Origin of the sequence: Laedolimicola intestinihominis (assembly GCF_040096155.1) — a bacterium.
In the GTDB taxonomy this organism is placed as follows: Bacteria; Bacillota; Clostridia; order Lachnospirales; family Lachnospiraceae; genus Laedolimicola; species Laedolimicola intestinihominis.
In genome coordinates this window covers 53,887-66,778 of sequence record NZ_JBBMFE010000005.1, presented here as the reverse complement: position 1 = coordinate 66,778, position 12,892 = coordinate 53,887, and the positions used below count along the sequence as shown (strand labels likewise).

Genomic DNA, 12,892 nt, shown 5'->3' with positions numbered 1-12,892 from the left:
CAACTCTCCTTTGCCATTTCCGAATCTTCTATCTTTTTTTGATAGAATTTCCCAGTCTCAGCCGATAAGGCATATAAAGCTTTTCCGATGAGCCTTCTTTCTCCTGTACCATATTGCGCAGGATACACTTTACTGCCGCTTTTCCCATCGCTTCTATCGGCTGTTGAATACAGGTCAGCTCGGGCTCCATCAGCTCCCGTCTGGTAAAATCATCAAAGCAGACCAGGGAAATCTCCTCCGGAATCCGGATGCCGCACTCCTTGGCGGCCACCATGACCCCATAAGCCTCCACATTATTGTGGGCCAAAACCGCTGTCGGCCTGTTCTCCATGGCCGCCAGTTTTTTCATCGCCTCGTATCCGCTTTCGAAGCGACAATTTCCTACAAAAACCCATTCTTCTTTCGGCGTTATCGCTCTTTCCTTTAAGGCCTCCCGATATCCAGCCAGTCGCTCGGAACAGGTTGTCTCTGTCAAGTCTCCGACAACAATCGCGATCTCTGTGTGACCGGCATCCAGCAGCTGCTCTGTCAGCTCCTTCGCTGCCTTACAGTTATCGATACCGATAAACGCGTATTTTCCCCCTTGAATTCCCGGCTCATTGTCCAGAAATACACAGGTTTTCAGTTCTTCCTCAGATGATTGATCATAAATATCGCTTTTACCAACCGGCGATATGATCATCCCGCTGACTTTTTTCGCCTTCAAAAGTTCAAAATAATGCTGTTCCCGTTCTGTCTTTTCATCCGTATCACAGATGATAATGCTGTATCCGATATTCCAGAGCTCCTGATCAATGCTTTTCAGGAGCCTGGAATAAAATTCATTGGATACATCCGGAATAATCACACCTATGGTAAAACTGCGCTGCATTTTCAATTCACGCGCTATCTCATTGGGTTGGTAATTCAGTTTTTCCGCTGTATCTCGTATTTTTTCACGCACTTCTTTACTCATGCGTCCCTTGCCGTTCAGTCCTCTGGACACTGTCGATACAGAAAGATTCAGATGATCTGCTATATCCTTTAATGTTGTTCCCATAAATTGTCCACCGTTTCTTAATATATATCAGATCATACCATACCTTATACTGTACTGACAATCTTTTCCTTAGTCGTAAAGCAGCGGAGCAATCTGCGGATCATCCATGTTATCCGCATCGTACCAGTAGCAGCCGGTGTCGATAAAGCTTTCTACTTCCTCGCCGTTTACCAGCTTCACTGCCGCTTCAATGGACTTATACCCCATACCGATCGGATCCTGGGTGATTGCGCCTGCAATCTGACCATTGCGGATAGCTTCCTTCATAGCTGCGGAGGAATCGAAACCGATTAATTTTACATCGTCAATTTTTCCAACCTCATTCAGACCATTGTATGCGCCGATACAGGATCCCTCATTATTGGTAAAAATCAGATTCAGATCCGGATTTGCCTGCACCATAGCCTTTGCGATCTCTGCGGATTTCAGATGATCTCCATCTCCAAACTGAACGTCAACCACCTCAATGTCCGGATAATCGTTGGTAATCTTATCAATAAAGCCCTTATTTCTCTCTACACTGTCTACCGTTGTCTGGGAGTAGCCAATCACTGCTACCTTACCTTTGCCGCCAAGAAGCTCTGCCGCGTGCTCTGCCGCGATTGCTCCTGCCTCGATACTGTCTGTTGTACACTTACAATCTGCCTCTGCCTCTCCTACGCCTGCGTCGAAGCCTACAACCTTAACGCCCTTACCCTTTGCTTCCTGCAGAATACCGGCTACAGATTCTGTATCAATAGCTGCCATACAAACCGCTACCGGATTGTTTCCCAGTGCTGTCTTCAGCATATCCACCTGCTTGTCTACCTGTGTCTCAGTCTCCGGTCCCTCAAAGGTAATGCTTACTCCATACTCTTCTGCAGCCTGCTCCGCGCCCTGCTTTACTGCCTGCCAATACTGATGGCTGAAGCCCAGCGCAATCATAGCAATATAGGGCTTTCCGCTGTCTGCGGCAGCTGCTCCGTCTGTAGCTGCAGCCTTATCAGAGGCTCCGCCTCCGCATCCCAGCAGGGACACTGTTAAAGCTGCGGTTAATAATGTTGCGATCCATTTCTTCTTCATAGAGAATCCTCCTTTTCTATGTATAAACCTCTCTGGTTTATATGTTACTTTGCCTCACGACGTCTTCTTACCTGGTCAATAAATACGGCCAGTGCCAATACGATACCTACAATTGCGGACTGAATCTCAGAAGACACCTGCATGATACGAAGTCCGTTTGTCAGGGAGCTGATAATCAGCGCTCCGATTACGGTTCCGATAATACTTCCCTCTCCGCCTGTAAGAGAGTTTCCACCGATAACCGCAGCTGCAATCGCATCCAGCTCGTATCCTGCTCCCAGCTGCGGCTGAGCGGAATTCAGACGGGAGGACATAATCAGTCCGCCGATTCCACAAAACAGTCCACATAAGGAATAAATGCCAATCTTCCAACGGTCTACCTTGATTCCTGACAGTCTGGTTGCTTCCTCGTTAGAACCGATTGCCAGATCATAACGTCCAATCAGCGTCTTGCTGAAAATGATGTGTGCAACAATCGCAACAATTATGAAAATAATAATTGCGTTGTAAAATCCTTTGATTCCAAGAAATTCTCCGATAGCAATTTTCTGATATCCGGGAGCTCCTGTAAAGTAAACCGGTTTAATTCCGGAAATGACCAGGGACAGACCTTTTGCAATCATCTGCATGGCCATTGTCGCGATGAACGGGGGCAGATACATTTTTGTAACTGCGATACCGTTGATAGCGCCGCACAGCGCTCCCACCAGAAAGCCAAACAAAATAGCCAGCCACAGCGGCCATCCCCATACACTGAAGGCGGTTCCGCTCATGACACAGGATAATGTCATAACCGTTCCTACCGAAATATCAATTCCGCTGGTGATAATAACAAAGGAAACACCGATTGCCAGCATACCATTTACACAGGTAGACAGCAGAACGGTCATGATATTATCATAACTGATATATGCCGGATTCATAATCGAGAAGAAAATAACCAGCAATATAAAGGTTCCTACTATAATAACTTTTTGTGACATATCTTTATTTTTTAATACATTCTTCATACTGGTTCCCCTCCTATGCATCCGCCTTTTTCGCAGCATAATTCATAATTGTATCCTGATCAATCTCATTGCCCGCTACCTCTCCGGTAATTCGTCCCTCATACATCACGATAACTCTGTGACAGGTTCGAATAATCTCCGGAAGCTCGGAGGAAATAACAATAATGGTTTTTCCTTCTTCAGCCAGCTGATTTAACAGCTTGTAAATCTCATTCTTAGCGCCAATATCGATACCTCGGGTGGGTTCGTCAAATATCAGAATATCCGAATTCTTTGTAAGCCATTTTGCCAGTACTACCTTCTGCTGGTTACCGCCGGACAAAAGTCCTACCTTCTGCTTAATGGACGGCGTCTTAATTCTCAGCTTTTCTGACTGCTCCTTCGAATTCTTTTCCGACGCTCCAAATTTTATAAAGCCGCTATTCTGGTATTTTTCCATATTAGGAAGAGCAATATTGATATCCACATCCAGTCCTAGCACCAGACCGTATTGCTTCCGGTCCTCAGACAGGTAAGCGATACCATGACGGATAGCGTCGCTGGGGCATGTAATTTTTACTTCTTCCCCATTTACAAAAATCTGACCGCTCTCGTAATGGTCTGCGCCAAAGATTGCTCTGGCTGTCTCTGTCCGTCCTGCGCCCACCAGTCCGGCAAAGCCAAGGATTTCTCCCTTGCGCGCCTGGAATGATACGTTCTTAACCATTTTCCCGGCATTCAGACCCCGTACCTCCAGCGTTACCGGCGCGTCCTTACTGTTAAAACTATTCTGCTTAGTAACAAAAATTTCCCGACCAACCATCATCTTAATGATTTCATCTACGGTAACATCCTTTGTATTTTTAGTTCCTACATAGGTTCCATCCCGCATAACGGTTACACGGTCGGTAATCATTTCCAGCTCTTCCAGCCGATGGGAAATATAAATAATCGCATGTCCCTTTGCCTTCAGCACACGGATAATGGAAAATAAATCCTCAATCTCGTTCTCTGTCAGTGACGCGGTCGGCTCGTCCATAATCAGAACCTTGGAATGATAGGAAAGCGCCTTCGCAATCTCTACCATCTGCTGATTTGCCACGGTCAAATCTCCGACCTTTACTGTCGGATCCAGATCCAGGTTCAGCTCCTTAAAAATTTCCTCTGCTTTCCGATTCTGCTCCTGCTTATCCAGAAACAGCGGAAACTTCTTTTTGCTTTCACGTCCGATATAAATATTTTCTGCCGCGGTCAGATGATTCATCAAATTCAACTCCTGATGAATCATGACAATTCCCAATTCCTGCGCATCACGGACATTGTGAATGTTGACCGGCTTTCCTTCTACCAGCACCTCACCGGAATCCCCCTGATAAACACCGGTCAGTACCTTCATCAATGTGGACTTTCCTGCTCCGTTTTCCCCCACCAGAGCATGAACCTCACCAGGCTTCAGATCAAATGATACATCATCCAGAGCCTTTACCCCCGGAAAGCTTTTACAGATGTGGTTCATTTGTACCAAATATTCCGCCATAATCTCACCTCTCCTTATCATCGTTGGGCAATCGTTTGTTCATTTGAAAAAAAATTAAAAACTAGTATGCGCTTAACTAGTTCTTCTTTGAACAATCGTTTGTTCTTATAGTTTAATGTATACCACTTCCCCTTATACTTGTCAATACATTTTCTTATCTTACTCTTTTTTTGTGATTATTATGCAAATTTCAAGATAATTTTTTGTTAATTATTCACATTCAAAATTTATTTTCAAATATTATTTTTACAAAAATACCCTCGTTGCTGGTTGTCCAGTAAAGAGGGTACCTATCCATATTTTGAAGGGGATTTCCTTTTTTCTTTTAATTTTCCATCTGCCGTCCCAGAAAATTCGCTGCGGTCAGGGCCAGCTTTAATTCCATATCACCCATTTTCACCTTTGGATCGCGGGAAAACAAAATCACAGCGCCGATGGCGTCGCCTTCGGCGATGATGGGGCAGATAGTTTCACTTCCCATCTGCTCTGTGTCCTCCTCCACAAGTCCTACAAATTTTTTATGCCCGGCTTCCGCCTGCTGATTTTCCCGGTTTTCAATCAGCCTTTCCAAACCGGGGCTGATGGCTTTTCCCTGATACTCCTTCTTTGCCCCGCCTGCAGCCGCGATCACTGTATCCCGGTCGCAGATACAGACCGGAAGCCCCAGAACCTGTCCCAGACTGTCCGCGTACTCCTTCGCGAAGGTTCCCAGTTCGCCGATGGGCGAATATTTCTTCAGAATGATTTCCCCTTCCCGATCCGTAAAAATCTCCAGCGGATCGCCCTCCCGGATACGGAGCGTCCTGCGTATCTCTTTCGGAATTACCACTCTGCCCAGATCGTCTATCCGCCGCACAATTCCCGTTGCTTTCATAATAAGATTTTCCTCCATTGCAAACATTAAGCTTTGGAGTTATTATGTGGAAATCCAGCAAAAATATACAGAAATTTTTATTTCACAACCGCCAAATTTTATTGTCACATTTTGTCCGGTAATGTCTTTCTTTTTCCGGAAAAAGACATTGTTTTTCCTGTAATTTCCTGTTATACTCCATGTAAACACCACCGATACCATTTCCCCGAAAAAGGATCTTTTTATATGGACAAAAACAGGAAAAAACAATACCTGCTTCTGCTATTCACCGCGATTCTGCTGACAGCAGCCGCAGTCATTTTTATTCTGCGGGACTATATGAGCCGTGTGGACAACCGCATTTATCTGACCAGTACCACCAATCTCCGCGAAGTTTACTCTCAGGTGAACAATAAGCTCTCCCATATTGTAAATGAACAGTGGGATCTGCTTGCCATGTCTGAAGATTATATCGACAGTAACGCAGATGCTCCTGAGACCATTGTCTCTTTCGTTGACGATTGGAAGCTCTCCTGGAAATTCACTGATTTCTACTTTATAAACACTGCCGGCGAATGGTGTACGCCCGATGGCGCAGCCGGTACCATGTCCTTCGGATCCGCATGGGGCAAGCTTATCAGTAAGCAGGAAAAGGTTATCGTAGATGCGGACACTCAGAATCAAGAATCTTTTATGCTTTTCGCTATTCCGGTCGATACCGGTACCTATAACGGTTTCTCCTATGACGCGCTCGCCGTATCCTACAGCTCGGACGCCCTGAACGCGGCTCTTGGTGTGTCCGCTTTCCGCGGACAGGCCACCTGCTATATTACAGATCTGAGCGGAAATATTATCTTTTCTGATTCTCCCACCAAGCCCATCGGTAAGAATCTGCTGAATTATCTGGCTGACGCGGAATTTTCCCATGCTACCTATCAGAAGGTGCAGGCAGACTGGGCGGCCAACACTTTTGGCCAGTGCAGTTATCTTTTAAATGGAGAAAAATACTATCTGGTATATCAGCCCACCGATTTCTCAGACTGGCTCCTTGTCTCCATGATTCCGGCGGATATCATCGACAGTGATATGCTGATCGTCCAGAAAACCACCACTCTGATGGTGGGCTTCACCTGCGTCGTGATTCTGGCGCTGGCTGTCATTTTCATGTTTATGTCCTATCAGCAGACCATTTCCCAGAAAAATCAGGAGCTCTTCTGGCGCGACATTATGTCCGATATCATGCTTCAGAATCTGGATAATGTCTATATTATGATTGAGGTTAATCAAAAACAGACCGTGTATGTCAGCCCCAATGTCGAGCGTGTCTTCGGCATCTCCCACACCAGCGCTCATCCGCTCTTCGCGATTCAGGAGCTGGAGCTTTCCCCGGAAACGTTAGACTTTCCCATCGAAGATCTGATGCAAATGCCAAACGGCGGTTCCCGTGTCATGGAGTGTCAGATTCGGACGCCCGGCGCTTCCGCGCCCTCCCTGTTCCAGAAATCTGTCTTTCACATTCTCGACGGACAGAATAACCTGCTGATCTTTGAATTTTCCAATCGTACCCATGAACAGGAGATCCGGGCGGATATCGAAGCAGCCCTTCAGGCCGCCAATACTGCCAACCAGATCAAGAGTGCTTTCCTGTCCAATATGTCCCACGACATACGGACGCCTATGAACGCCATTATGGGAATCTCCAGCCTCCTTCTGCACGCCGCCCACAACCCGGCAAAAACGGAAGAATATGCCCGCAAGATTCAGTCTTCCAGCCAGTATATGCTTGGAATCATCAATGATATCCTCGACATGAGCAAAATCGAAAGCGGACAGACCCATCTGCATCCGGAACCCCTCAACCTCTCCGAACAGATTGAGCAGATTGAAATGCTTATCCGTCCTCAGGCAGTCCAGAAGAAGCAGACTTTTTCCATTTATAAGGATGAAATCCTGCATGAGAGTATCGAGGGTGATCCTACCAAGCTTCGCCAGATTCTCGTAAATATCCTGGGTAACGCTGTGAAATACACTCCGGAGGGCGGCTCCATCGACTTTCACATCCGCGAGCTTCCCCGCACGCTCCATTCCTATGCCCGTTACCAGTTTACCATAAAGGATAATGGTATCGGTATAGAAGCAGATTTTCTCGAGCATATCTATGAACCCTTTGTACGCGCGGAGGATTCCGTCACCAATAAGGTGTCCGGTACCGGCCTCGGCATGGCGATTACTAAGAGTCTTGTGGATATGATGGGCGGCGCGATTCAGATAGACAGTACCCCCGGCAAGGGAACCTGCTTTGATGTTTTTCTGGAATTTCGGATTAACGAAGAAACGATGGCAGGAAGTAAGCCCGACGCACCGGATAGTGCCGACGCTTCCGCCCGTCTTGCAGGGATGAAGCTCTTATGTGCCGAAGACAATGCGTTAAATGCGGAAATCCTCAAGTCCATTCTGGAGCTGTGGCATGTCTCCTGCGATATCTATCCAAACGGAAAGGAACTCTGCGACGCCTTCGCTTCTGCCCGTCCCGGCGATTACGATCTGATTCTCATGGATATCCAGATGCCGGTCATGAACGGATACGAGGCTACACGGACCATCCGCAACAGCTCCAATCCTCTTGGGCAGACGATTCCCATCATCGCTATGACAGCCAATGCCTTCGCCGACGACGTACAGCAGAGCCTGGACGCCGGCATGAACGCGCATCTGTCCAAGCCGATTGATATTGATAAATTGTACCAGACACTACAGACCATGTTTGGCTGATCCCATCATAAAATAGAATCCTGCTCTGCAGGATTCTCCGCCTGAGGGGCTTTTTGCTCTATAGGAATCATAGTTTTCGTACTTTAACGTAACACGGTGTTTCCTATAGAGTAAAAAGACCGGAAGCATTTCTCTGATGAGAATGCATCCGGTCTTTCTATCTTCGAAATCTTATTTGATTTCATTCACCAGGTTGTTGTTATGGAAGAATTCCTTCACATTGTTCAGGGTTGTCTCCGCGATGTTGGAAAGCGCTTCCTCGGTCAGGAATGCCTGATGGGAAGTCAGCAGCACGTTCGGCATGGATACCAGAAGCTGCAAGGTTGCGTCGTCCACGATTTCCCCGGAGCAGTCCTCGAAAAAGTAGTTAGCCTCTTCCTCGTATACGTCCAGGCCTACGGCACGCAGCTGCTTGTTCCACAGAGCCTCTACCAGGGCTACGCTGTCTACCAGGGCACCGCGGGAAGTATTAATGAGGATGGCGCTGTCTTTCATGATGGCGAAGCGCTTCTCATCTACCATGTGATGAGTCTCGTCGGTCAGCGGGCAGTGCAGGGAGATAAAATCACTCTCACGGAACAGGGTGTCCAGATCCACGTAGTCGATGCCCTCCACCGGATACATATCATAGGCAATGACTTTCATGCCGAAGCCGCGGCAAATGTCGATGAACATGCGGCCAATCCGTCCGGTTCCCACAACGCCAACAGTCTTGCCGTACAGGTCTACGCCGGTCAGTCCGTTTAAGCTAAAGTTAAACTCCCGGGTACGGTTGTAAGCCTTATGAGTCTTACGGTTCAGGGTCAGCAGAAGCGCCATGGCATGCTCTGCTACCGCATGGGGAGAATAAGCCGGTACGCGGACTGCCTTCAGGTCGCCCAGGGCTTTCAAATCCAGATTATTATAGCCTGCGCAGCGCATAGCCACCAGCTTCACGCCCAGAGCCTTCAGCTCGTCCAGCACCTCCGCGTCAATGGTATCATTTACAAAGGCACACACCACGTCGCAGCCCTTCGCGGAGTCCACGGTCTGGACATTGAGCTTATGCTCCATGTAACGGATATCAATTTCTCCATCGCTGTTCCATTTTCTGAAAGCCTCAATTTCATAAGGTTTTGCATCGAAAAACGCCATTTTAATCATAATATTTCCTCCTGTCCAGGCCGCGGGGGAATATTTATTACAAATTTTCCCTCGCCCACTGCTTTTTAATATTGTGTATACATTTGATTTTTGTTATACTAATAAAATAACAGGTGAATCCTGATTTGACAATACCGAAAATGATATTTTTTTAACAATATTGTGTATTTTTTAACGAACAATTTGGGGTGGAGGAGTTTCATGAGGGTTTTAGTCTGTAACGCAGGGAGTACGTCCCTCAAATTCAAGCTATTCAACATGCCTGAGGAAGAAGTGCTCGCGGAAGGAAAGGTGGAGCGCGTAGGCACGGATACTGCGATTTTCCATTTTTCCAAACCGGATGGGTTCCGCGTTTTTCAGGAGAATCTTCATGTTCCGACTTATACGGAAGGAATTCAGCTCTTTCTCGATCGGATTCTCGATAAAGAGAACGGTGTTTTATCGGATCTGTCCGAGCTCACGCGCGTGGGCTTCAAGACAGTTCTCTCCAAAGACCATTACGGTATCCATGAGCTGACCCCGGAAGTTCTTCAGGGCATGGAGGACTACATGGTGGTAGCGCCGGCCCACAATAAACCTTATCTGGAGGCTATCCTCCAGTTTCAGAAGCTGACACCCGACGCTATGCTGGTGGGTGCTTTTGAGACAGCTTTCCATCAGACCATCCCGCTGGAACGACGTATCTATGGCATTCCCTGGGAGTGGTATGAAGAATATGGCATCCAGCGCCTGGGATATCACGGCGCTTCCCATAGCTATGTGGCTGAGACGCTTACCGATATGTATGGCTCCACCGGCAAGGCTATCTCCTGTCACCTGGGCGGCAGCGGTTCGCTGTGTGCCATCGACGACGGCAAGAGCGTTGATACCAGCTTCGGTATCTCCCTGCAGGTGGGCGTAATTCAGTCCAACCGCTGCGGCGACATCGACCCATTTATCGTTCCGTTCCTGCAGAAGAAAGGGCTTTCTCTGGACCAGGTTCTGGATGGCCTGACGAAGCGTGGAGGACTCCTTGGTATCTCCGGCGTCAGCAATGATCTGAGAGACGTCCAGGAAGCTGCCGACGCCGGAAATGAGCGCGCCCGGCTCGCCATTGACGTCTTCTGCAACGGCATTGTCCGTCATATCGGCGCGTACTACGCGGAGCTTGGTGGTCTCAACCATCTGGTCTTCACCGGCGGCATCGGAGAACACGGTACCCGCATCCGCGAAGCAGTCTGTCATCAGTTAAAGCATATGGGTATCTTGCTGGATGATGAAAAAAATCAGAGCTGCACCGGAGCGAATACTGTGATTTCCCGTACAGATTCCCCTGTCACCATACACGTTATCCCAGCCAATGAAGAGCTGGGGGTAGCAAGAAAAACCTTCGCCTATCTCAGGGCCTAATACGGTCCGTTTACATTCCCCTCGAAAGGGCCCCGTCCAATGGACGGGGCCCTTTCTTTTTTATTTATTGTATTTCTGTATTTAGATGGAACTGATATTCATATCCACATTACCCGGTACGCCGTCTACGGAGCCCTTGGAGGTGTTCTGCCAGATATCGTAGCGTCCGCCGTAGCCGCACTTGTCTGCGTAGTGCGCTACCCAGATGCGGTAGCTGCCGAACTTGGATACATCCAGGTGAGAAGAGAACCAGCTCTTGCTTGCGTATACCATCGGTCTGTAACCGGAGTTGGCTACAGTGTTGCAGAATGCCACGGTAATCTTGGTTCTGTCGGCCTTGGAAAGTCCGTCCGCACGGCCACGTCCGCCTGCCGCGTACTCACTGTCGATGGCGATCGGCATATTAATGCCGTACTGATTCGCCAGCTTCACGGCCATACTTGCTTCCTCTACGGCCTCAGCCTCGGTGATAGCCTGGCTGAAGAAATAGATACCTACGCGCAGGCCTGCTGCCTTGGCGCCGGAGATATGGGACGCAAACTTCGGATCCTGTACCAGGACACCGGATCCATAGCCACGATAACCACAGCGGATAATCGCGAAGTTGATGCCAGCGTTCTTTACCTTCTGCCAGTTGATGCTGCTCTGGTACTTGGATACGTCGATTCCGATGGTGCCGGAGCGGACGCCCTCGCTGCTGAAGGTGTACTGGATACCCTGGATAACCTGGGTTCCGGTAACTTTATTACCATTCTTATCAAAATAGTAGGTTGCGCCGTCGATGGTCTGCCAGCCGGTATATTTCACACCGTTTGCTCCGTCCTCATAGACCGGAGCGCTGCTGGTATCATAGACCGGAGCGCTGCTGGTATCGTAGACAATCTTGTCTGTGGGCGCTGCTTTCAGGAACATCAGGCCGCGGACTACGACGCCTGCGGTCGGCGCTTCTATCTTCTGAGTCTCTGTGCTGCCCTCGCTGCCATTGTTATTACCGGTGTTCTCGCCGGAATTACCACTGTCGCCGGGATCCGGGGTGGTCGGCTTCTCTGTGAGCTGCGCGCCGCAACGGGTGCATTTTCCATCTGCATCCGGCTCTGTGTGGCCCAGCGCGTCGATCTCGCCCTCTTCCTTCACATCACCATCTGCCTTGCAAACCAGACGATAAGTACCCTTCTCGGTACAGGTCGGTTCTTTGGTAACTTCTTTTTCATATGTATGCGTATGCGCCGGAGTCATATCCGCGCCACAGCGATCACACTTATTATCGTTATTGTTGTCCACATGATCAGACGCCGGCTCTGAGATAATCTTCGCGTACATGGGTGTACCGTACTTATCCAGCTTCTGCTTGGAATATACCGGCTGTCCCCACTGATCTACCTTCTGCTTCGGCTCCGTCTTGGTGGAAGCCACATATTCTACCGTATCCTTCAGGGTCTGGGCAGTACCTGCGCTGTCATTGCCGGAAGTATTGGTATCCTCTTTTGCCACATTGATCTGGCTCTCACTCTTGATCTCCGCGCTGACATCCACGGCCTTATACTCGATATTGGCCTTAACGTCGGCTGTAATATCAGCCGGTGCCGCGTAACCTCCGGACGCCTTCATGGAAATCTTGCATTTTCCGGGAGTCATGGACTTCACGTAAATGATGCCGTCCTTATCCTTATCTGTATAGCTCTCTGTCTTATTTTCAGAATCCTTGACTGTCACCTCAAACGCAGTTCCTGTAATAACCTTTCCGGTCGCCTTGTTGACAATCTTTACCTTCAGATCCTTGTCAAGAGAGGTCGCCTTCAGCACAACCTGGATCTCCTTTGCGGATACCTTCGCCTTCTCGGTGTTATCTCCATCCAGACGGGTCAGCTCCGCCACATAGGACTTGTTCATGGAAAGTCCTATGACGCTGGCCTCTGCCACTTCTTCGCCGGAATCCTCCTGTAAATCTGTAACGGTCGGAATCATATCCTCGGTTACCTGACTTCTGGAGCTGCAGCCGCTAAGCAGCGACACAGTCAGAACTGCAGAGAGCAGTAATGCCCCCACTCGTTTCGCTTTCATAATGCCTCCTCATTCGTCTATGGCCCATTTCCCGGGCTATATTTCTG

Annotated in this window: 9 protein-coding genes; 2 read left to right on the top strand and 7 right to left on the bottom strand. The window is 48.5% G+C overall.

Going from position 1 to position 12,892, the window contains the following annotated elements:
- Positions 1–28: 28 nt before the first annotated feature.
- From WMO29_RS07170 to spoVT, 5 genes are all read right to left on the bottom strand, one after another.
- On the bottom strand, positions 29–1,039 hold the full coding sequence (locus tag WMO29_RS07170) for a substrate-binding domain-containing protein (RefSeq protein WP_178039306.1): 1,011 nt from the start codon (positions 1,037–1,039) through the stop codon (positions 29–31).
- Between the two features lie 69 nt (positions 1,040–1,108).
- Positions 1,109–2,101, bottom strand: coding sequence for a substrate-binding domain-containing protein (locus tag WMO29_RS07165; protein ID WP_178039307.1), 993 nt, complete (start codon positions 2,099–2,101; stop codon positions 1,109–1,111).
- A 44-nt stretch (positions 2,102–2,145) separates the two neighbouring features.
- On the bottom strand, positions 2,146–3,111 hold the full coding sequence (locus WMO29_RS07160; RefSeq protein ID WP_178039308.1) for an ABC transporter permease: 966 nt from the start codon (positions 3,109–3,111) through the stop codon (positions 2,146–2,148).
- A 13-nt stretch (positions 3,112–3,124) separates the two neighbouring features.
- Entirely contained in the window at positions 3,125–4,627 is a 1,503-nt protein-coding gene (locus WMO29_RS07155) for a sugar ABC transporter ATP-binding protein (protein WP_349164343.1), read from the bottom strand.
- A 325-nt stretch (positions 4,628–4,952) separates the two neighbouring features.
- On the bottom strand, positions 4,953–5,501 hold the full coding sequence (gene spoVT, locus WMO29_RS07150; RefSeq protein WP_349164342.1) for a stage V sporulation protein T: 549 nt from the start codon (positions 5,499–5,501) through the stop codon (positions 4,953–4,955).
- 225 nt (positions 5,502–5,726) lie between these two features.
- Between spoVT and WMO29_RS07145 the strand changes: the two genes are divergently transcribed.
- Positions 5,727–8,252 carry an ATP-binding protein gene (locus tag WMO29_RS07145; protein ID WP_349164341.1) on the top strand — a complete coding sequence of 842 codons (2,526 nt, stop codon included), beginning with the start codon at positions 5,727–5,729 and terminating at the stop codon, positions 8,250–8,252.
- 171 nt (positions 8,253–8,423) lie between these two features.
- On the opposite strand, the gene WMO29_RS07140 is transcribed toward WMO29_RS07145, so the two are convergent.
- A complete protein-coding gene (locus tag WMO29_RS07140) occupies positions 8,424–9,395 on the bottom strand; it encodes a 2-hydroxyacid dehydrogenase (protein ID WP_178039312.1) in 972 nt (323 codons plus the stop codon).
- A 201-nt stretch (positions 9,396–9,596) separates the two neighbouring features.
- On the opposite strand from WMO29_RS07140, the gene WMO29_RS07135 reads away from it, so the two are divergent.
- A complete protein-coding gene (locus WMO29_RS07135; RefSeq protein WP_349164340.1) occupies positions 9,597–10,784 on the top strand; it encodes an acetate/propionate family kinase in 1,188 nt (395 codons plus the stop codon).
- A gap of 81 nt (positions 10,785–10,865) precedes the next feature.
- Here the strand turns inward: WMO29_RS07135 and WMO29_RS07130 are convergent, their stop codons facing one another.
- On the bottom strand, positions 10,866–12,845 hold the full coding sequence (locus WMO29_RS07130; protein ID WP_349164339.1) for a glycoside hydrolase family 25 protein: 1,980 nt from the start codon (positions 12,843–12,845) through the stop codon (positions 10,866–10,868).
- Positions 12,846–12,892 lie beyond the last annotated feature (47 nt).

Bases quoted from the DNA above. Each gene is read 5' to 3' on its own strand.
- WMO29_RS07170 (WP_178039306.1), bottom strand. From the start codon at position 1,039: ATGGGAACAACATTAAAGGATATAGCAGATCATCTGAATCTTTCTGTA.
- WMO29_RS07165 (WP_178039307.1), bottom strand. From the start codon at position 2,101: ATGAAGAAGAAATGGATCGCAACATTATTAACCGCAGCTTTAACAGTG.
- WMO29_RS07160 (WP_178039308.1), bottom strand. From the start codon at position 3,111: ATGAAGAATGTATTAAAAAATAAAGATATGTCACAAAAAGTTATTATA.
- WMO29_RS07155 (WP_349164343.1), bottom strand. From the start codon at position 4,627: ATGGCGGAATATTTGGTACAAATGAACCACATCTGTAAAAGCTTTCCG.
- spoVT (WP_349164342.1), bottom strand. From the start codon at position 5,501: ATGAAAGCAACGGGAATTGTGCGGCGGATAGACGATCTGGGCAGAGTG.
- WMO29_RS07145 (WP_349164341.1), top strand. From the start codon at position 5,727: ATGGACAAAAACAGGAAAAAACAATACCTGCTTCTGCTATTCACCGCG.
- WMO29_RS07140 (WP_178039312.1), bottom strand. From the start codon at position 9,395: ATGATTAAAATGGCGTTTTTCGATGCAAAACCTTATGAAATTGAGGCT.
- WMO29_RS07135 (WP_349164340.1), top strand. From the start codon at position 9,597: ATGAGGGTTTTAGTCTGTAACGCAGGGAGTACGTCCCTCAAATTCAAG.
- WMO29_RS07130 (WP_349164339.1), bottom strand. From the start codon at position 12,845: ATGAAAGCGAAACGAGTGGGGGCATTACTGCTCTCTGCAGTTCTGACT.